This is a genomic window from Caballeronia sp. KNU42 (assembly GCF_053760385.1).
The window spans coordinates 719,741-739,830 of record NZ_CM132389.1; the positions used below are offsets into that span (position 1 = coordinate 719,741).

Annotated in this window: 20 protein-coding genes; 12 read left to right on the forward strand and 8 right to left on the reverse strand. The window is 58.3% G+C overall.

Annotation, left to right across the window (positions count from 1 at the left end; translation table 11 throughout):
• Nucleotides 1–2: 2 nt before the first annotated feature.
• Both ACSOSP_RS22380 and ACSOSP_RS22385 read left to right on the forward strand, forming a co-directional pair.
• Nucleotides 3–740 carry an amino acid ABC transporter permease gene (locus ACSOSP_RS22380; protein WP_455313106.1) on the forward strand — a complete coding sequence of 246 codons (738 nt, stop codon included), beginning with the start codon at nt 3–5 and terminating at the stop codon, nt 738–740.
• Nucleotides 715–1,443, forward strand: a complete 729-nt coding sequence (locus ACSOSP_RS22385) for an amino acid ABC transporter ATP-binding protein (protein WP_455313107.1) — start codon at nt 715–717, stop codon at nt 1,441–1,443. The genes ACSOSP_RS22380 and ACSOSP_RS22385 overlap by 26 nt, the downstream gene beginning before the upstream one ends.
• A 17-nt stretch (nt 1,444–1,460) precedes the next feature.
• Here ACSOSP_RS22385 and ACSOSP_RS22390 read toward each other — a convergent pair whose 3' ends face one another.
• The 3 genes from ACSOSP_RS22390 to ACSOSP_RS22400 all read right to left on the reverse strand — a co-directional run bounded on the left by ACSOSP_RS22390 (nt 1,461) and on the right by ACSOSP_RS22400 (nt 4,486).
• Entirely contained in the window at nt 1,461–2,396 is a 936-nt protein-coding gene (locus tag ACSOSP_RS22390) for an SMP-30/gluconolactonase/LRE family protein (RefSeq protein ID WP_455313108.1), read from the reverse strand.
• Nucleotides 2,397–2,532: 136 nt separating this feature from the next.
• Complete coding sequence (locus tag ACSOSP_RS22395; RefSeq protein WP_455313109.1) at nt 2,533–3,285, reverse strand: SDR family oxidoreductase; 753 nt, start codon at nt 3,283–3,285, stop codon at nt 2,533–2,535.
• Between the two features lie 142 nt (nt 3,286–3,427).
• Nucleotides 3,428–4,486 carry a LacI family DNA-binding transcriptional regulator gene (locus ACSOSP_RS22400; protein ID WP_455313635.1) on the reverse strand — a complete coding sequence of 353 codons (1,059 nt, stop codon included), beginning with the start codon at nt 4,484–4,486 and terminating at the stop codon, nt 3,428–3,430.
• 361 nt (nt 4,487–4,847) lie between these two features.
• Between ACSOSP_RS22400 and ACSOSP_RS22405 the strand changes: the two genes are divergently transcribed.
• The 3 genes from ACSOSP_RS22405 (at nt 4,848) to ACSOSP_RS22415 (ending at nt 7,911) form a co-directional block, all read left to right on the forward strand.
• A complete protein-coding gene (locus ACSOSP_RS22405; RefSeq protein ID WP_455313110.1) occupies nt 4,848–5,588 on the forward strand; it encodes an ATP-binding cassette domain-containing protein in 741 nt (246 codons plus the stop codon).
• A gap of 74 nt (nt 5,589–5,662) precedes the next feature.
• On the forward strand, nt 5,663–6,688 hold the full coding sequence (locus ACSOSP_RS22410; protein ID WP_455313111.1) for an ABC transporter permease: 1,026 nt from the start codon (nt 5,663–5,665) through the stop codon (nt 6,686–6,688).
• 230 nt (nt 6,689–6,918) lie between these two features.
• Nucleotides 6,919–7,911 carry a sugar-binding protein gene (locus ACSOSP_RS22415; RefSeq protein WP_455313112.1) on the forward strand — a complete coding sequence of 331 codons (993 nt, stop codon included), beginning with the start codon at nt 6,919–6,921 and terminating at the stop codon, nt 7,909–7,911.
• Between the two features lie 139 nt (nt 7,912–8,050).
• On the opposite strand, the gene ACSOSP_RS22420 is transcribed toward ACSOSP_RS22415, so the two are convergent.
• Nucleotides 8,051–9,508 (reverse strand): NCS1 family nucleobase:cation symporter-1, encoded by a 1,458-nt coding sequence (locus ACSOSP_RS22420; RefSeq protein ID WP_455313113.1) that lies wholly within the window; start codon nt 9,506–9,508, stop codon nt 8,051–8,053.
• A 294-nt stretch (nt 9,509–9,802) separates the two neighbouring features.
• Between ACSOSP_RS22420 and ACSOSP_RS22425 the strand changes: the two genes are divergently transcribed.
• The 5 genes from ACSOSP_RS22425 to ACSOSP_RS22445 all read left to right on the forward strand — a co-directional run bounded on the left by ACSOSP_RS22425 (nt 9,803) and on the right by ACSOSP_RS22445 (nt 11,828).
• Nucleotides 9,803–10,123, forward strand: a complete 321-nt coding sequence (locus ACSOSP_RS22425; protein ID WP_455313114.1) for a hypothetical protein — start codon at nt 9,803–9,805, stop codon at nt 10,121–10,123.
• Between the two features lie 32 nt (nt 10,124–10,155).
• Nucleotides 10,156–10,536, forward strand: a complete 381-nt coding sequence (locus ACSOSP_RS22430; RefSeq protein ID WP_455313115.1) for a VOC family protein — start codon at nt 10,156–10,158, stop codon at nt 10,534–10,536.
• A 269-nt stretch (nt 10,537–10,805) separates the two neighbouring features.
• On the forward strand, nt 10,806–10,928 hold the full coding sequence (locus ACSOSP_RS22435; protein WP_455313116.1) for a hypothetical protein: 123 nt from the start codon (nt 10,806–10,808) through the stop codon (nt 10,926–10,928).
• Between the two features lie 95 nt (nt 10,929–11,023).
• Complete coding sequence (locus ACSOSP_RS22440) at nt 11,024–11,359, forward strand: hypothetical protein (protein ID WP_455313117.1); 336 nt, start codon at nt 11,024–11,026, stop codon at nt 11,357–11,359.
• Nucleotides 11,340–11,828: a hypothetical protein gene (locus ACSOSP_RS22445; RefSeq protein ID WP_455313118.1), complete on the forward strand. Its 489-nt coding sequence runs from the start codon at nt 11,340–11,342 to the stop codon at nt 11,826–11,828. The genes ACSOSP_RS22440 and ACSOSP_RS22445 overlap by 20 nt, the downstream gene beginning before the upstream one ends.
• A 94-nt stretch (nt 11,829–11,922) precedes the next feature.
• Here the strand turns inward: ACSOSP_RS22445 and ACSOSP_RS22450 are convergent, their stop codons facing one another.
• Nucleotides 11,923–12,729 (reverse strand): TatD family hydrolase, encoded by an 807-nt coding sequence (locus ACSOSP_RS22450; RefSeq protein WP_455313119.1) that lies wholly within the window; start codon nt 12,727–12,729, stop codon nt 11,923–11,925.
• A gap of 721 nt (nt 12,730–13,450) precedes the next feature.
• On the opposite strand from ACSOSP_RS22450, the gene ACSOSP_RS22455 reads away from it, so the two are divergent.
• Nucleotides 13,451–14,743 carry a D-amino acid dehydrogenase gene (locus ACSOSP_RS22455; protein WP_455313636.1) on the forward strand — a complete coding sequence of 431 codons (1,293 nt, stop codon included), beginning with the start codon at nt 13,451–13,453 and terminating at the stop codon, nt 14,741–14,743.
• A gap of 222 nt (nt 14,744–14,965) precedes the next feature.
• On the opposite strand, the gene glmS is transcribed toward ACSOSP_RS22455, so the two are convergent.
• Entirely contained in the window at nt 14,966–16,795 is a 1,830-nt protein-coding gene (glmS, locus tag ACSOSP_RS22460; RefSeq protein WP_455313120.1) for a glutamine--fructose-6-phosphate transaminase (isomerizing), read from the reverse strand.
• 186 nt (nt 16,796–16,981) lie between these two features.
• Between glmS and ACSOSP_RS22465 the strand changes: the two genes are divergently transcribed.
• Nucleotides 16,982–17,473, forward strand: a complete 492-nt coding sequence (locus ACSOSP_RS22465; protein ID WP_455313121.1) for an Lrp/AsnC family transcriptional regulator — start codon at nt 16,982–16,984, stop codon at nt 17,471–17,473.
• 90 nt (nt 17,474–17,563) lie between these two features.
• Here ACSOSP_RS22465 and ACSOSP_RS22470 read toward each other — a convergent pair whose 3' ends face one another.
• Both ACSOSP_RS22470 and ACSOSP_RS22475 read right to left on the reverse strand, forming a co-directional pair.
• Entirely contained in the window at nt 17,564–19,171 is a 1,608-nt protein-coding gene (locus ACSOSP_RS22470; RefSeq protein WP_455313122.1) for an esterase/lipase family protein, read from the reverse strand.
• 374 nt (nt 19,172–19,545) lie between these two features.
• Nucleotides 19,546–20,085, reverse strand: a complete 540-nt coding sequence (locus ACSOSP_RS22475; RefSeq protein ID WP_455313123.1) for a cysteine hydrolase family protein — start codon at nt 20,083–20,085, stop codon at nt 19,546–19,548.
• Nucleotides 20,086–20,090: the final 5 nt, after the last annotated feature.

Below are 20,090 nucleotides of genomic sequence, written 5' to 3' on the forward strand. Positions count from 1 at the left end.
CCATGCTCGACATCATTCAAGACAACTGGTTGCTTCTGCTGGTCGGACAGTATCCGAGAGGCCCGCTTGGTGGCCTTGCCCTGACGCTCATTCTTTCCGTGATGGGCCTGGTTCTGTCTTTCCCCATCAGCATTGCAATCGCACTATGCAGGACCTCGCCCATCAGATTTCTCTACGCGAGTTCTACCGTACTGGTCTACATCGTGCGCGGCGTTCCCCTGGTGATGTTCGTTTTCTGGGGATACTTCCTTGTACCCGTCCTGGTCGGTCACAGCGTGACCGCGTTCACGACGCTTATATGCACGCTCATCGTCTATGAGTCGGCCTATCTCTCCGAGGTGGTACGCGCAGGCATCCAGGCGCTTCCGAAGGGACAGGTCGAGGCCTCGCGCGCGCTGGGAATGGGATATTGGAAGACGATGCTGTGGGTGATCATGCCGCAAGCGCTCTACAACATGGTGCCCAGCATCATCAGCCAGTTCGTCTCGATCATCAAGGAGACATCTATTGGGTACGTTATCAGCGTGCAGGAACTGACCTTTTCGGCAAATCAGGTGAATAACAATTTGCTGACGCGCCCATTTCCCGTTTTTCTCATTTTGGCCATCACTTACTTTCTCGTGTGCTTCGTGCTCACACAATGCGCTCAACACCTGGAGCGCACCATCACGCGCAAGCGAACCCCCAAGATCACGCAGCTCAGGAGCATTGCAAATGATTCAGTTCTCGATGGTCAATAAGTGGTACGGGGAGTATCAGGCGCTCACGGACGTCACGGCCGAAGTAAAGAAAGGCGAGGTCGTCGTCATTTGCGGCCCATCCGGTTCGGGGAAATCCACGCTCATTCGGACCGTCAATCGGCTCGAGGAGATCAAGTCAGGTGTTATCCAGGTGAACGGACAGGATATTCATGCACCCGGTCTGCGAATCAATGACTTTCGCAGCGGCATCGGCTTTGTGTTTCAGTCGTTCAACCTCTTTCCGCACTTGTCTGTGACCGAGAATGTCTGCCTGGCGCCCGTCCGCGTATCGGGACGGAGCAAACGTGAAGCCCGGGAGCAGGCCGTGGCTTTGCTCGACCGGGTCGGGCTCGCCCACAAGGCAAACTCCTATCCGCAACAACTGTCCGGCGGACAGCAGCAACGAGTCGCGATTGCGCGAGCGCTCGCCATGAACCCTCCGGTCATGCTGTTTGACGAGCCGACAAGCGCGTTGGACCCTGAGATGGTGGGGGAAGTCTTAAGCGTCATGAAGTCGCTTGCCAAAGACGGCATGACCATGGTCTGCGTGACGCATGAAATGGGATTCGCGCGCGAGGTAAGCGACCGGGTCTGGTTCATGGACCGAGGCGTCATTCTCGAAGAAAACGCTCCGGAAGCATTCTTTACAGCGCCCCAGCATGCACGGTCCAAGGCTTTCCTGTCCGACCTGAGGGCGCATTAGCTTTGTCTTTCCGACGCTCACGGGCGTTGTATGCCTTGCGCGTTCACGTTAATACGGTACAGGGACGTGGAAGCGACAATAAACATCTGGTCGCGGTTCTCCCCCCCAAACGTCACGTTCGCCACAATTTCCGGTACATGAATGAGCGCAAGCCTGGTGCCATCGGGATGAAAGACCTGGATTCCGATCGCGCTGCTGCTGAAGACCCAGCCCCGGCTGTCCAGCCGAAACCCGTCGGACAGTCCCTCGTCTTCAGCAATCGTAGCGAAGATCCGAGGGTTGGCGAGCGTTCGACCGTCTACTACATCGAATACGCGGATGTTGTGAAAACCCTTGTCGCCGTACGGAACCTTCGACGTATCCGAGACGTAAAGCAATGACTCGTCCGGCGAGAACGCCAAGCCATTCGGGCAGATGAGAAGGTCAGTCACTACATCCAGCGCCTTGTTACGCGGGTCAAATCGAAACACATGGCAACCGCGCATTTCCTGAGCGGCTTGATGCCCTTCGTAATCCGACAAAATGCCATACGGCGGATCGCTGAACCAGATCGTCCCGTCGCTCTTGACGACTACATCGTTGGGTGAATTCAGTCGCCGGCCATGGTAGTTGTCGACAACGACTTCATCAACAGGCTGACTGAGATTCGGGCCAAACCGGGTCCGGATGACTGCGCGTTGACCGTGGGAGCAATGCAGCAGGCTCCCGTCCGCTTCACGAGTGTGGCCATTGGTATATTCCACCTGATCGCGCCAGACGCTCCCGCCCTCCTCAGGCTGCCAGCGCATCATGCGGTTGTTCGGAATATCGCTCCAGAGCACGGATCCATCTTCGTGCATCCAGACTGCACCCTCGCTCCAGATACATCCGGTTGCAAGCTTCTCCAGCGTCGCATCGGCGCTCAGGAGATCGCGGGCACGTTCGTCAAATATTTCGATAGCAGGATTATTCATTTCGATTTCCTAACGAGTTTTCCGTCTTCCACTCAGCGCCGCCACCATCACGATAATAACGCCCCACCCCAGATGCCGCCAAAGACGCGCGGCAGGATGGCCGAATATGAAATTCTGCTCCTACCAACTGCTTGCGTCAGCCTCGGCCAACGTAAGGCATATGACTAGCCATGACCGTCATGAACAGGACGTTTGCGTCCAGTGACAAGCTATCCATGTACAGGATTGCCTTGACCACGTTATCCATCGACATGCGTGGCTCCACCTTGATCGAGCCGTCGGCCTGGAGCGTTCCTTTCGCCATCAACTCGCTCATGTCGGTCACCACATTGCCGATATCGATCTGGCCACAGGCAATGTTGTAAGGCCGGCCGTCCAGGGCGGATGCCTTCGTCAAGCCGGTTATTGCGTGCTTGGTCGCGGTGTAGGGGGCAGCTTTCGGGCGCGGTGCATGCGCTGAGATTGAACCGTTATTGATGATTCGGCCGCCTCGTGGCTGCTGTTTCTTCATCAGCCGGAAGGCGCCCTGCGTGCACAGGAAGGCACCCGTCAGGTTAACGTTGACGGCCTGAACCCACTGTTCATAGCTGATGTCTTCCAGTGAGTTTTGTGGCGTGAAGGTGCCGGCGTTATTGAACAGCAGATCCAGTCGGCCGAACTTATCTTCAAGCTGAGTGAACAGCCGATTGACGGAGTCGAGGTCGGCAACATCGCAGCGTATTGCATGAGCGTCGGCCGCGTGCGAACCGGCCATATTTACTGTTTCAGCTAACGCGCTTTCGTTTCTTCCCGCCAGCACAACGGTATAGCCTTCACTTAGCAAGCCCAGTGCGACGCCACGCCCGATTCCTGAACCTGCACCCGTGATCAACGCAATTTTTCCTTTCATTGTCACCTCTCCCTGTTGATGGTTACCGGTAACTAATCAATTGACTCTAGCATGAGGAGATAGCCTGTACAAGGTGGACTGACTGGTGGAAACCCGATCATTGGCGTGAGACTTAAGACATAAGCGGGCGCCTCGCGAGTCACTATGTGCTCTCGCGCGGCACCACTTCGTAGTGAATCTTGATGACCGACGGCTGCGGTTTTCGCTTCGCTGCTACAACCGTTTCCGTGCCCCGGGTCTTGTCCGGTTTGCCCTCGCCTTCCGCCTCATGGAGCGCCGCGAGAAGCGACTCGCCGGTAGCGTGCCCAATGCCATAGGCATCGACGGATACGGTCGTGATCGTCGGATAGCAGTGCCTGGATACTTCGAAGTCGCCGAACCCCGCCACCGCGATATCGCCCGGCACCGACAAGCCAAGCCGATGGCACGCCATGACCGCGCCGAACGCGTGGATGTCGCTCGCGCACATCACGGCGTCGGTGTCGGGCCAGCGCTCGAGCAACTGTTGCAGCGCGGCTGCCCCGTGAGCCATGGCGACGCCGTGCGCCATGGTCGTCGTCCAGGCGCTCTTCGTGATATCGCGAGGTTCGCAGCCTGCCGCCCGGACTTCCTTCAGATATCCGCGCCGGCGGTCGATACCGCGCCGGTCGAGTTTTGATGCACTGCTCACGAAAGCAATGCGCTCATAACCGCGCTCATACAGATGGCGGATCATGGCACGGGACGCCTCCGCATTCGAGAAGCCGACGACACGGTCGATAGGATGCGCCGGCATATCCCATGTCTCGATGACGGGGATGCGCGCGCGCGCCAGCAACGAATGGGTCTCGGCCGTGTGGTGACTGCCGGTCAAGACGATGCAACGCGGTTGATATCGAAGCAGCGCACGGACCAGTTCTTCCTCGCGCGGCAGGTCATAGTCCGTGTTCGCCAACAGCATTTGCATGCCGGCGGGTTCGATCACGTCGTTGATGCCGCGAACGGTATCGGAGAAATTCGAACTCGAGAGCGACGGCACGAGGACCGCGACAAACGAGGAACGTCCCGACGACAACGCGCCGGCAGCGGCGTCCGCGACATAGCCAATTTGATTGACCACATCGATGACGCGCTCACGCGTGGCCGCGCTGACGGGCCTGCCCGCAAGCACGCGCGACACCGTCATTTTGGAGACCCCCGCGATACGCGCCACGTCGGCCATGCGAGGAGGCGCGGAAGTCAAAAGCTTGTCGTCGGGCATCGTGCTCTTCATTAATCTGGTGCGTCAATGATACTGGATGAGTGATGTCGAGACCGCAATGTCGACCGCGTTCGCGAAAGGCAATCGCTATACATGGTGCGGGCGACAATGGGGTCTGGACATACCGTTATCCTGACCGTACATGTATCGGAAAGCTGTTTGTCAATGTCCCCTCCATCTATCGCAGCGTCTGGCCAGCGCAATGGGTGACCTGAGCAGCCTTGCTAAAAGACGCCGTTGTGCTATAAAAAATTAACTACCATGTCTATCGGTCTTCCGGCCGAATAAATGGGTGGCTCCACTGGAGCGAGCGCGACAGTCCATGAGTCTCTTAGAGCTCAGAGGGGTTTCCAAACACTTCGGCGCCATTCACGCCCTGACCGACGTGACGTTCAGTCTTGAAGCGGGCCAGGTGGTCGGGCTCATGGGAGACAACGGGGCTGGGAAATCGACGCTGGTGAAGGTCATCGCCGGTAACTTTCCCCCCTCGCACGGTGAAATCCTCATCTCCGGGAAACAGGTGCATTTCAGCAAGCCGGTCGACGCTCGCGCTGAGGGGATCGAAGTCGTCTATCAGGAACTCGCGCTCTGCAACAACCTCACGGCGGCCGCAAACGTCTTCCTCGGCCGTGAGCCACGGATCGGTTTCGGGCCCATCCGCATCCTCGATCACGCGACCATGTACCGGCGCGCCGGCGAACTCTTCAAGGAACTGAAATCCGAGACGCGTCCCCGGGATCTCGTCAGACAGATGTCGGGAGGTCAGCGGCAGGCCGTGGCGATCGCTCGCACGCGCCTCTCCGAGGCGCGGCTCGTCATCATGGATGAGCCGACGGCATCGATCAGCGTCCGGCAGGTGGCGGAGGTGCTCAGCCTCATCAGACGCCTGTCCGAACAAGGAATTGCCGTCATTCTCGTCAGCCACCGCATGCCTGACGTTTTCGACGTCGCCCACCGCGTGGTCGTCATGCGGCGTGGGCGCAAGGTCGCGGACAAGAAGACCGAGGCGTCCTCTGCGGAAGAAGTAACCGGCCTCATCACCGGAGCCATCGCCGCTGCCTGAATCTGCCTCGCACGGCCATGCATGGGGTCGCACTGAACGCTCAAGCGCCAGGTGCGACCGACAGGAGACCGAAATTGAACGATGCGCCGGAAAGGCCCACGCCAACGCCGATATTGCTTGATGATCCGCAAACCGCGAAGACCCACACTCGCTGGAGCGGGCTGCTCGCGAGTCAGGTCTTCTGGGTAGTGCTTGCCACTATAGTCGCCTGCATCCTGCTCTCGTTCGTGACCTCGACCTTTGCGACGCAGCAGAACCTGTTCAACGTCACGCGCAACTTCGCCTTCGTGGCCATCGTCGCGCTCGGCATGATGGCGGTGATCGTCACGGGCGGCATCGATATTTCGGTCGGCTCGACTATCGGCTTGAGCGGTATCGTCCTCTCGGTCGTCATGAATGCCGGCTACTCGATCTGGGCCGGCATCGGCATGGGGCTCTTGACTGCCGGGCTCGTCGGCCTCGTGAACGGCCTGCTCATCGCCTATCTCGACATGCAGCCCTTCGTCGTAACGCTCGGCATGCTGAGCGTCGGCCGTAGCCTCGCGCTGGTGTTCTCCGGCAGCCGGACCATTTTCGATTTCGGTCCCGACGGCGCCAGGCTCCTTGCGCTCGGGGGCGGCAAGAGCTTCGGCATCGCCAATCCGGTGTGGTTCCTGATCGTGCTCGCCGTGATTTTCTGGTTTGCGTTTGCCTGCACTCGCTGGGGCCGCTACGTCTTCGCAGTCGGCGGCAACCGCCATGCGGCGAATCTTACCGGCGTTCCGGTGCGCCGCATCATCTGCTCCGTCTATGTGCTCGCCGGCCTCATGGCGGGCGTCGCAGCGATCCTCGAAGTCGGCTGGCTCGGCGCAGTGACAACGGGCCTTGGCACCGGCGACGAATTGCGTGTGATCGCCGCGACCGTGATCGGCGGCACCAATCTGATGGGCGGCATAGGCAGCGCGTTCGGGACCGTCGTCGGCGCCGCATTGATCGAGGTCATCCGCAACAGCCTGATCCTGCTCGGCGTCGACGCGTTTTGGCAGGGTACGGTCGTGGGCACTTTCATCATCATCGCCGTGCTCTTCAACCGGCTCGGCGGCGAGCGGCAGGGAAATTAAGAAGTCTTCGGACGCAGGGATTCACAAGAAACGCGAGGCTCCGCGGGAAGGCCAAAGCTCGAACGGCCTTTCCTTGCGATTGTTACGAAAATCGTTCGGGCAAACATGGGCGCCGCAGAGCCGGCGGCGATAACTTTGTATGAGACCGGAATAAGCGTCATGGGACCGGAGTAAGCGCTAAAGCGCCGACTCTGGTCGACACGCTGACGCCGGTCGACACGGAGGCGACAATGAAGAAACTGTTGATGTGTCTTGCTGCGATCGGAGGGCTTTCCATGCTGACGTCCCCCGCCTTCGCAGCCGATAAGACCCTGGCGCTGGTGGTGAAGGGACTCGACAACCCCTACTTCGACTTGATGCATCAGGGATGCGAGCGGGCGAACAAGGAGCTCAAAAGCCAAGGCTACACCTGCATCTACACCGGCCCCGCGACGGCCGCTGACGAGACCGCCGAAGTGCAGATCATCGACGACCTGCTGACCAAGGGCGTGGCGGGCATGGCTATCTCGCCCGCTAACGCCCCGGCCGCCGCCGAAGAGTTGCGACGCCGCAATGTGACGATCCCGGTCATCACCGCGGATGCCGATTTGCTGCCGAAGGACGTCTCGCTCCGCAAGAGCTATGTAGGCACTGACAATTACGAACTGGGCGTCAAGCTCGGCGAACAGTTGAAGTTGCTGATGCCGAAGGGTGGCAATATCTGTCTCGTCATGGGCAATCCCGCCGCAGAGAACATCAATCAGCGCGCCCAGGGTACGCGCGATGCGCTCTCCGGCAAGAAGGGAATCAAGAAGCTCGCCGGTGATAACGGCTGGAAGGAGATCAGCGCCTGCCCGCTCTACGTGAACGACGACGCCGCCAAGGCGAACCAGATGATGCAGGACACGCTGACCGCCAACGCCACGGGTCTCGATGCCTTCGTGCTAGAAGGCGGCTGGCCGCTCTTTGCTCCGCAGGCCTATTCGCAGGTCGTCGCGCCGATCATGGATAGGATCCAGAGCGGCAAGTTCGTCATCGTCTCGGCCGATACGCTCGGACCTGAACTGCAAGCGCTCAAGGACCACAAGGTCAATGTCCTCGTCGGACAACGGCCCGAGGAAATGGGCTATCGGGCAGCGATGGTCATGCGCGACCTCGCAGAAGGAAAGTCGGTGGAGCCGGTCATCCACACCGGCCTCGACACCTGCACCTGGAAGAACGCCGACACTTGCCTCAAGCATTGAAGGCGGGCAGGAAACATTGCAAAGATGGATGCGGGCCGATCCGCGAGCCGCACGCGGATTTCGTGACTGAGTGTCCGCTTCCGCGATGCCGGCGGCCCGCGTGTCGTTTATCGCCCCTGCCTCGCCCCCGGCAAATTCATCACGCGCGAGTCGGTGCGATCGCGTTGCGCGGCCGCAGCGTCGCCATGATCAGGTACATGCCGCCGCCGATCACCACGCCGAAGAACCATCCGTAGGTGTTCCACCAGACTGGCAGCAGGTTGGTGAAGTTCGGCAGGAAAGTCGAAAACACGCTGCCGACCGCCGCGGAGACCACCGCGTTGACGTTCCAGCCGCCTTCGTAGCGGTACTCGCCATGCTCCTGGTAGAGCGCTGCCACGTTGATGTTGCCCTTGGCGACCAGATAGTAGTCCACCAGGATGATCCCCAGCAGCGGGCCCATGGTGGCGCCTATGGCGTTGACGAAGTGCGCGGCGTTGCCTTCCCACGGCGCGAACGGATAGAGCACCAGCGCGATGGCTGCGGCGATGTAACCGCCCTTCTTGAAGCTGATCACTTTGGGAAACGTGTTGGAGATGTCGAACGCAGCCGAGACGAAATTGGCCACCACGTTGATGCCCAGCGTAGCGACCGCGAAGGTCAGCGCTGCGATGAGCGCCAGCACCCAACTGTCGAACTTGGCCGAGATCTGCTCGGGGTGCAGGAGCACTTCGCCGTACACCTTGAAGGCAGCGATGGTGGTGACGCCGGCGACCAGCGAAAACGCGATCAGGTTGACCGGCAGGCCCCACAAGTTTCCCTTCTTCACGGCGTCGCGATTCTTCGCGTAACGCGAGAAATCGCAGAAATTCAGGTACAACGCCGCGAAGTAGGTGATCCAGGTCGCGCCCACTGCCATCAGCGCCCAGAACGAACCGGGCGTGCCGCTGATGCCGGCGTCCTTGGTCTTCTCGAGCATCACGTCCATCGGAATGCTGCTGGTGAAAGAGAAACCGCCGGCCTTCACACACAGGCCGATCGCGAGAAGCAGCATGGCGATCCACACTGCCGGGCCGGCCCAGTCCTGGAACTTGCGCACCGTCTCCATGCCCTTCTGGATGATGAGCAACTGCAGCGCCCAGATGATTACGTAGCAGATCACCTCCAGCCCCGAGTGGCCGAGGAACTGCGTGCCCTTGTGGAACGCCATCAGGCTGTCGCTGCGGATCAGCAGCGCGACCATGGCGCCCGAAGCCGCGGCTGTCTGCGCACCGTACCAGAAGCAGGCCACCACGGCGCGCACCAGCGCCGCCAGGTTTGCTCCCCACACGCCGAAGGAGGCGCGCGCCAGCACCGGATAGGGCACGCCGGTCTTTTCGCCGGCGAAGCCGATCAGGTTCATCAGCGCGAAGATCACCAGCGAGCCGATCCCGATCGCGAGCACGAAGTTGATAAAGCTGCCGCACAGAAGGAACAGGCTGGCGGCGAGGTAGTAGCCCCAGAGGCTGTGAACGTCCGAGGTCCAGACGTTGAAGATGCTGAAGGCACCCCAGTTGCGCGCGCGGGCGGGCGCAAGATCTTCGTTGTAGAGGCCGGGGGAAGGATCGCGGATTTCCATCTGTCATCTCCTTTGAGTTCGTGGAACTACGGAAAGACCGTCAGACGCCCCTAGGCAGAAATGCCCCCGCATCTGAAGCAAGGTGTATGCAAGAACTGTAGATACTTTGCCGCACAGTTCCGAATGGGTTAACCCTAATCGCGAAGCTTGAGGGCACAAATCGAACGCACGCATCGAGGTGAAGAAAGCGTTCGACCGGGCCGTCGCGAACGGCATTCAAATTGCAGATGGATTCAAAGCGAGACAAGGAGTACCGTTTATTCGCGAAAGCAGATAAACATGAGGGAGGTCGCTATGCCTGACGAAGCTACTCCATGGCGCGTCTTCGAATACGAAGGCTTCGACATCCATGTCCAGGCGCAATCAAAGTCGATGCCTGCTCACGCGGCGCCGCAAGCAAGCGACCGATATGTCTACATCGGCTTTATCTGCCGGCACGGCGCGCACGCCGACGCGCCGCGTGAAGCCCTCCACTTCCACGCCGGCGGTGACGACGAATTCAAAAGCGAGGACGACGCCGTGCAAGAAGCGCGGCACATCGGGCGAAGTATTATCGATGGCACGCATCCGGATATATCCGTCTTACCGCTCGTTTCCCATCATCATTCAGGCTGACAGCGGCCTTGGTCATTGGAGCACACCAAGCGATGAATTCGCCCCCTGCCGGAACCGAGCCGGTGATCGAAGGCTTAAGCGCCATCACGTTGTCCACGCGCGATATGCCTCGCGCCGTGCGCTTTTACCAGGCGCTGGGGTTCCCGATATTGCACGGCGGCGAAAACGAACCGTTTACTTCATTCGCTGCGGGCACGTCATTCGTCAACCTGACTGCGGAGACGCACGGTCCAGCCAGCTGGTGGGGCCGGGTGATCATCTATGTGTCGGACGTCGATGCGATGTATCACAAGGCACTCGCGGCCGGGTTCCAGCCAGAGTTCACACCGCGCGATGCGCCGTGGAACGAACGCTATTTCCATGTCAAGGACCCCGACGGGCACGAACTCAGCTTCGCCCGGCCATTGAGCTGAACGCACAATGGGGCGATGATATTGACCCTATGAAGGCGCCCGATAGCACGGCGAAACCCCATCGCCTTTGCCCTTCATGTTTAGTGACATCGCGTAAACACTGGTTCTGAAAACGGGCTGCTTCCCGCAGAATCGACACCCACGCGACTGAGCGATAAATGGGCTGTCACAGATAGGTGACGTGTTCCTGTGCAAGCGATTTCGCCTCGGTCTGACGATGCAAGACACCTTCGCAACGACGAAGGGTAAAAGATTGGGAGACACGCCACATGGAAACGGTTGTTTCGATATTGCCGCAAGGATCCCGCCCCATCGACAGCGCACGCCTTGTGCGCTGCGCGCTCCACGCCGCTGACCTCGTCACCGAGGATCGCGACCACGCATTGACCTGAGCGCCCCGCTCGGGACGCATTTGAGGCGGCACGCGAAGACACGAACTTCGCCGCGCCTCACCATCCCTATTGCCAGGTGAACGAACGGAGACCCCATGCGCGAAGTGCCCGTCATTGAACGCGAGTTGTACACCCAAACAAATCCAACGCTGCGCTTTCTCGCGCGGGACTCGAAGGACCCTGTCATTGCCCTGGTCTATTGGCTCGGTGTGACAAGCCCTTCACGCGAACCCAGCTTCTATGACGCGATGCAAAAGTTCAGTCCGCTGATGCAGCTCATTCTTCCGGACGAATGCCCCGGTGTATTTGTGAACCGGAGCGCCGTGCTCTGCGCGCAAGACTTGGGAATCGTAAAACGCCTCGTGTTTAAAGACCGGACATCGCTCGATGTTCGTTATGCCGGAGCGTGTAGTGATCTCTATTTTACGTAGACGGAATCCTTGCGGCATTGCTGAAATTCAGTCGTACTACGAAGATACGTCTGAAAATGAGCCGGTCAGGGCTGACGGCCTGCTTAGAGTGACGATGATCGGTGTAGGTCAATCGACGGCGTTCAGACACACCATCTCAGCGGCACTTCAACGCGACTATTTGGAGCGCGAAGCGCGCTGGTGCTTGAGCCAGACAAGGCCGAACAACACAACGCTAATAGCGGTAAGAATGGCGCCCGCGACCATACAAATGGGGGTGAGCGCAGGAAAGAAGTCTCCGCTCTTGTCACGCATGAAAGCCCAGGCGCCGGCATCAAGCATCAGCCCGCAGAATCCAGTGGCGACCGCAGGTTCGATGCCACTAGACCCGGTTGGCAGTTTTCGAGGCAAAGCAGGTACCGGCTCGCGTCTGAATGGTGCCGGGTTTTTGTGCGGCTTGTCAGCAGGCTGTTCTTCAGGCATGGCGTAGGCGACTTTGATTAGAGTGGCAGTGTATAGCGCTAGCGGCATTTTCGCGCGCTCCGCAACGGGCGCTAAAGTGATGGTCGTCGCTGCTGAGACGGTCAAGACTTGGCGACCGGCGCAGACAATGGCAAGCGAAACAAACGTCGGCTGTTCTCGGTGCAAGCTTGCGCGACTGCGTCTTCGCTGATGCCTTTCAATTCTGCGACGGCACGAGCCACCCACATCAAATTCGCAGGTTCATTGTATGGCCGGCGCTTCCTGGCATTCTTGGGTCCGAGATACGGAGCGTCCGTTTCGAGATGCAGTCTGTCGAGCGGTAGGTCTCGCATTGCGGAGCGTAAGGCGCCGCCACGCTTCTCGTCTGTCACCCAGCCAGTGATGCCGATATCCAACCCTATGTCGACGAACGCTTTGGCTTCGTCGGCAGATTCCGTGAAGCAGTGAACCACTCCATGTGCGCCAGCCTGAACCGCTTCTTTCGTCATTGCATAAAAGTCTGTGAACGCATCACGGCAATGGAGGAAAAGAGGCTTTCCAGTCCTCACGGCGGCGGACAGTTGAGCTGCAAAGGCTAAACGTTGATTCATCGGGGTCGAAAAATTGCGATTGTAGTCGAGCCCGCATTCGCCGACAGCCACGCAAACGTCGTCCTGCCACAGCACCTCAAGAGCGTTCAGCATCTCGGCGGACCACGCATCTGCCGAATGTGGGTGTACACCTGCTGTGGAAAATAGGTATCCCGGGTACCTGTGGGCCAGAGCCAACTGGTCATGACTCGATTGTAGCGACGTACCCGTAGCCAAGATTGCGGCTACATCCGCCGCTTTTGCTCGTTCGATGAGACCGTCGGTCAGGCCATGCAACTGCTTTGAGTGAAAGTTGACGCCGATATCGATGAGTTGCATGGGTTCATGTAAAAGGGATACCGCTTAAATGAAGGTATCTAAACGTTGGCCAATAATACTTGTAGAGGGTTGTAGAGGGCACCTTTCCTGAATGCGCATTTTCAGCAAGTTTCAGAAACACCAGCTTACTCGGGCTCTTTCGTGCTTGACGTACGGTGCGCCGGGTCGGGACACTCATTCACGCCCATCGTGGCGACAAGTGGAATGCTGCTGTCGCTCACGAATAATCAGGGTGTCCTGCGCGTCGACCGGGGGCGAACCGGGTGACGGTCGCCGCCGGCACGAAAATCAACGCGCTTACTCGGCGCCTGAAGCAAGCGGGAGTTTGACCTCGAGCTGGGGTCCAGCCTCTCCGCGTCGGTCTTCTTGCCTCGCTTCACCGGTTTCCCGTCAACCTTCAGGCCTAACCGCGACTTTCCGGCGCCTCCCTTCTTCCAATCCTGGTCAGCGGTGGCGTTCTCGTGAGCACATCGCGGCCGTGAATGACCTTGGTTTTAGGGTTAGCCCGCTTACGGTGCACTGACATCGAACTCTCAAAGCCGATGGCGAGCCGCTACGGTGAGCGCGCATCGCCAGAGCAGTTATTTCGACCAAAAATCGAGCAAATTAAATATTAAAAACTGCCTTAATCTCGATACTATTTAGCATTCCACTGCGATTTTCGCAGTCTGACGGTATTCCACCTCTGTTTAAGATTTCTTTGGTCCCGGAGTCGATTGCTATGCGAGTCGTGGTATTGGGAAGTGGGGTCATTGGAGTCACCAGCGCGTTCTATCTCGCGCGGGCGGGCCACGAGGTGGTAGTCATCGAGCGAGAACAAGGTCCTGCGCTTGAGACAAGTTTCGCGAATGCAGGGCAGATATCGCCCGGCTATGCAGCGCCGTGGGCTGCGCCGGGCGTCCCGCTCAAAGCAGTGAAATGGATGTTTCAGAAGCACGCTCCCCTTGCAATCAGGCCAGACGACGAAGACAAGCAGTTCCAACTCCAGTGGATGTGGCAGATGCTGCAGAACTGCACCGCGGAGCGCTATGCCATCAACAAAAACCGTATGGTTCGATTGGCGGAATATAGCCGCGACTGCCTGAAGGCGCTGCGCGCCGAAACAGCAATTCAGTATGAGGGTCGGGCGGGTGGCACTTTGCAGGTTTTCCGGACGCAGCAGCAGTTTGATGGCGCCGCTAAGGACATCGCTGTTCTGAAGGAGGCGAATGTCCCGTATGAGCTGTTGACGAGAGACCAGCTCGCTCAGGCAGAGCCGGCGCTTGCTGCGACTTCGCATAAGTTGACCGGCGGGCTGCGCTTGCCTGGAGATGAAACCGGTGACTGCCAATTGTTCACCACGCGGCTCGCGGCGCTTGCTGAGCAGGCAGGCGTCGCCTTCCGCTACAACACGCTGGTGGATGGTCTCGTGGTCGAGGGCGGAAAAGTCGTCGGCGTGCGGCATGGCGCCAAGCTAATCCATGCTGATGCGTTCGTCGTTGCATTCGGGTCGTATTCGACGAACTTCCTGTCCGGGCTGGTCACCATTCCGGTCTATCCGCTGAAAGGGTATTCCATCACGTCGCCTATCGTCGACGAATCACGCGCGCCGGTTTCAACAGTCCTCGACGAAACGTACAAGATTGCCATTACACGCTTTGACAAGCGCATTCGCGTCGGCGGCATGGCTGAGATTGTAGGGTTCGACAAACGTCTGCGCGAAGCGCGTCGCGAGACCCTGGAGATGTGCGTGAACGACCTCTTCCCAGGTGGCGGCGACACATCGAAGGCTACCTTCTGGACAGGGTTGCGCCCCATGACACCAGACGGAACGCCAATTGTCGGCCAAACCGCGATGCCCAATCTTTACCTCAACACGGGACACGGCACGCTCGGGTGGACCATGTCGTGCGGCTCGGCCCAACTTCTTGCGGACCTCATATCCGGAAAGCGGCCCGCTATCCAGTATGACGACCTGAACGTGTTCCGCTACGACAAGGCCCCGCAGGTACCGGCTGATTTCTCCCTTAATTGAAGCTGGAAGCAAGCTGGTTGTTGGAACGCTTTCTTTAAACTGAAGTCGTGCCGCGCCCGATTTATCGTCGCCGCCAAGCTCACGCGATCAATTGACATCTACCTCAAGATGGAATCGGGAATGAATCGGCTCGGCTTTCACTCCTGAAGGGCCGTACAAGCTTTATTGGGTAGGTGCAAAACTTATTGTTTGTCGTCAACGACAACAAGTACAATTTGCCCCTCACTCCACCGTCACCGACTTAGCCAGATTCCGTGGCTTATCAATATCCGTTCCCCTCGCCAACGCCGCATGAAACGCCAGCAATTGCATGGGAATAGTATGCAGGATGGGTGATAGCAAACCATAGTATTCAGTAAGCCGAATCACTTCGATACCCGCACTTGGCGAGATACCACAGTCCGCATCGGCGAATACAAAAAGCTTGCCGCTGCGCGCACTCACCTCATGCATATTCGACTTGAGCTTCTCGAGCAACCGGTCGTTAGGCGCAACAGCTACCACCGGCATCTCATCGCTAACCAGTGCAAGAGGACCATGTTTCAACTCGCCGGCGGGGTACGCTTCGGCATGGATGTACGAGATCTCCTTCATCTTGAGGGCGCCTTCCAGCGCGACCGGATAATGCATGCCGCGCCCAAGAAACAGGATGTTCTGCCTTCGCGTAAGCTGCTCGGCCCAATCAATAATCTGCGGCTCCAGCGCAAGCACTTTTGTCATCGCATCGGGAAGATGACGAAGCGCGCGAAGATGGGTTTGTTCATCCTGTTCACATAACCGCTGACGCGCCTGAGCCAGCGTCAACGCCAGCAGGAACAACGCGACAAGTTGCGTGGTAAAGGCCTTCGTCGATGCCACGCCAATCTCTATTCCCGCCCGCGTAAAGAAGGTCAGAGCGCATTCACGAGCCAATGCGCTCGTCGGCACGTTGCAGATTGCGAGCGTGTTCAGCATGCCCTGCTGCCTCGCGACCTGCACCGCGCCCAGGACATCCGCCGTCTCTCCGCTTTGCGACACCGCGACAACCAGTGTCTTCGGATTCGGAACGCTTTCGCGATACCGGTATTCACTCGCAATCTCCACGCTCACCGGCAACTGTGCCAGGCTTTCTATCCAGTACTTGGCTGTCAGCGCCGCGTGATAACTTCCGCCGCACGCAAGGAGCAGCACGGAATCCACGGAATTCAGCACGCGCCAGGCATTGTCTCCAAAGAGCTCCGGCATGATCGATGTAACGTCTTGAAGCGTGTCGGCCACTGCCTGCGGCTGCTCGAAAATTTCCTTCTGCATGTAATAGCGATAAAGCCCCAGGTCAGCCGCTCCGCTATGCGCCGCGACGGTATGCACGCGGCGCTCGACACGATGGCCATCGGCGTTTTCTATCCGATGCCGGTGAAGCTGGATATCCACGACGTCGCCGTTCTCCAGGTAGGCAATCTGATCAGTGACGTTCGACAACGCGATGGCGTCCGACCCCAGGAAGTTCTCGCCATCGCCTATGCCAACCACCAACGGCATGCCATCGCGCGCGCCAACAAGCCGATGCGGTTCGTCGCAGCACAGCACTGCAATGGCATAGCTCCCACGCAGTTGAGTAACGGCTTCCTTGACGGCCTCGAACAAGTCGCCGTTATACAAATGATCGATCAGATGCGCGATCACTTCGCTGTCAGTCTGGCTAGCGAAGACGTAGCCGCTTTCCTCTAGCGCCGCGCGCAACTCCTCGTGATTTTCGATAATCCCGTTGTGCGAAAGCGCTATTCGCGGCGCATCCGCGTTCGGCGAAAAATGCGGATGCGCATTCGCGGTAACCGGCTTGCCGTGCGTCGCCCAACGCGTATGAGCAATCCCCGTATAACCAGACAAAGCCTCGCTCAAGATCACGTCTTGCAGGTGCGCGACGCGATCGACGCTACGAGCCCGCACCAATTTCCCCGCCTGATATAACGCGACACCGCATGAGTCATAGCCGCGGTATTCGAGACGCTTAAGCCCATCGACCAGATTAGGCAGGATGTCGCGTTGCGCGACCGCGCCAACAATTCCACACATGATGTTGTTCCTTAGGCGGCTCCCCTTTGGAACCGAAGCAGGAATGTTAAGGTCGACTCGATGGAATTTAATTTCATAGTTTCAGACGATATGAAATTTTTCAGCAACCAGAAGCTTTGATGAAATTTTATTTCACGCTAAGCTATGCGCGAATTATCCCCCTTAGCGCACAACGCGGAGCCCAAAGTGCCCGGAATTTATCTGGATGAACTCGACCTTCGCATCCTCGCCATCCTGCAAATTGATTCGTCTGTCTCCAATGTAGAGCTTGCGGCCCGCGCGCATGCATCACCGCCTACGTGCTTGCGCCGGGTAGGTAAGCTCAAGGAAGCCGGAGTCATCCAGCGTGAAGTGGCCATTCTCGATTACGCCAAAATCGGGCCGACATTGACCGCGATTATTGAAGTGAGTCTTGATCGGCAAGCGGCCGAAGACCTGGACGCTTTCGAAACTTATATCTGCGCGCAAGCCGTGGTAACCCAGTGCTATCGCGTGTCACCCGGGCCGGACTTTCTGGTGGTCGCCGAAGTCGTCGACATGCCCGAATACGATGAACTCGCGCGCCGCCTGTTCAAGACGTCTTCGAACATCCGCAATGTGCGCACATTCTTTTCGACGCATCGCGCCAAGTTCGAAGCCAATGCTCCGGTAAGGATCGTGACCGATCGAGCCAGATAGATAGGAAAGCCGAGACGACCGGCTGTGCGAACTGTCGTCTCGACAGAGTGGCGCTTCTAACGTTTATCCCGAAACCACAAGAGCGGATTCTTATTTTTGCTGCGCACGGCCGACGTTCCATGGCGAGAAAGCGAATCTAATACTGCCTGTCACGCCAGGTTGAGCGGGATTGTTGAACGGAATTGAAATCTCGCCCGGGACGTCTTCGGTCGCTGCTGGTACGGGCAGAATCTGCGGAGGTATTGTCGGGTCCTCCAGCCACTCATATACAACCGAAGCCCCCAGACCGCCGGCGGGAGGAGATAGCCGGATGATAAGTGTCTTCCTGAAGAGGTACCCCCCTTCGAAGTGTTCTTTCATCCAGAGGACGCCATCGATCTCGTAGTCGGGCACCCGAATCCCGAGCGTGACCGAATAAGCTAGTGTCGGGTCTTTCGGGTCCATTTTGGCGAGGTTCGAAAGAAAAACCGTGGACAAATACATGGACTTCGTCCCCGGCGTTGCCAACCAGTCCTGGTGCGACAAGCACGCAACGGAGTCCTCCTCGGCAATCCTTCGAGACAAATACCACGGCTTGCCTCGAGGAGAGGCCAGCAACTCAAATTGGTAAAGCGCATCGACGTTCTTTCCGCTAGCAGCGGCGGACACGACATCGGGGGGCAACTGAAAGGCGTCGATGTCGATCCAGATATCGACCCGCAGATCGCCAAACAGGAAGCGAGTCAGATTTTGATAGGATTCCTCCCCGTTGATAATTCCGAAGTAGCCGGAATGTGACCGGTAGGTAAACGCCTTGGCGCAGGGTACTCCCGGCTTATTGTCTGCGGTTATGCCGGACAACGTGGCATTCTCGATGCGCACGAGGCCATCGCTGCCGTGACCGACAAACGTACGTGACGCGCCCATCGCGGCTTCATAATCGGAACGGTTGGTTCCGACCATGCAAAATACCCTTTTCGGAGACAACGGTCCCACCGGCAGCCAATCGACCCTTTGCGTCGCCGCATACGCTGCTTGCAGATTCAAGTATTGGGCCATGACACCGCGATTGAAATTGTTTGCCGCGTCCGTCGACAACCATGGGGGCACGTTGAAACCCGCTACCTCAATGCCGTTGTGCGGCGTCGCATAGGTGAAAAATTTGTCAACGTGTCGACGCAGGTCCTCTGCCCCGTCCGCCGGCTCGTTTTGCAAAAAGGCCCGGCAAACCAGTCCGCCCATTGAGTGCGCCACCAGATAGCAGCGGAAATCGTCTGCCGTATCGACTCCACTATTCGGGGCGGCCAAAACGCTATCGCGGAGTTTCAAAATCAGCGCCCTGAGCTGGTCGGCGGCGTCCGGTATGTTAGGCGCGGCGTTTCCCCCAAGAACCTGCGCGGAGCTATCGTAATAGCGCAAGATAACGACGCACCGCAACGGCAGCCCGGTAATCGGATTCGGCTTCCATTCATCGTCCGAAATTTCGTATCCATCGGAATAGGTGGTGCCGTACCGGTAGTCTGCTGATAACCGCACTACGGGCGACTCGAATATAAATCGTCTCGGGTTTTTGCCTGGGTCCGCTACAGCTCGAAATATGGTCGAGCCAACGTTATATCCGCAGAAAGGGTCCGCCGCTGTCTCGTCTATCGCACCCTCCGTCATGGCGTACCCTCTGACGTAAATGATCGGGTAAAACGGATAATTGCTATTGGGCATTTCGACTCCGCAGCGTTATTCGTTGGAATTGTTGCTCGGCCCAGCTTCCAATCACGGCACAATTTGCAAAGTGCAGCCGTTGCTTCACGGTCAAGCCACATAACGTTGTTTCAAACCGACTCGCGAGCAGGACACGCTCAACGCGTAATAAATTAATGCCAAAGGAATATAGGTTCGTTTGTTCGCGGGCAACCCTGCGTAGCGGACAAATTGCCTTCCGAATCCGCCAGCCCGCTTTCGGTCAGCCTTTTGTTCTCCTCTCTCTTAGCTCTGGAACGTCTCGAGTTTGCAAGCTCGGACCCTAACAATACTCGGGAGCGCAGGCAAACCTGCGGGGTCGTGACGTCACCGACGTATTGGCCCCGTCCCGTAAGCTATCGGCACGTTTCCAGCACTTCGTCTGTCGAAAGAACCGTGCAATATTCGCCGTGCAGATTCGCTAGCGACATCGCATGAACCTCGTCCGCGCTTCGCGCTCGGCCATCCCAATCAAGACGCCCGAATGTGAAGCACCCATCCGCGACCAGATAGGTATTGAAGCCGAGGTTACCGGCCATGCGAACAGTTGTCTCAACAGAATTGTTGGTGATCACGCCGGCGACAACAAGGCTCGTATGTCCGCCCTCGCGTAGCCGCTCTTCCAGTCCTGTACCAATGAACGCATTGTTCGTGCGTTTCGCGATGACCGGCTCCCCCGGCAAAGGGGCAACCTCAGGCTTGAAGTCGTGTCCCGGTTGACCCGGGCGATAGTGGGAAGCGGGCTCTGAAGAATCATGCCGCACATGCCAGACCGGCCAGTTCTCAGCGCGCCAGTGCGCTAGTAGACGGCGGATTTCATTTTCGGCCGATGGGTTGTTGCGAACGCCCCAGTCCGGATGATCAATGGCTTTTTGCAGGTCGATTAATAGAAGCACCGACC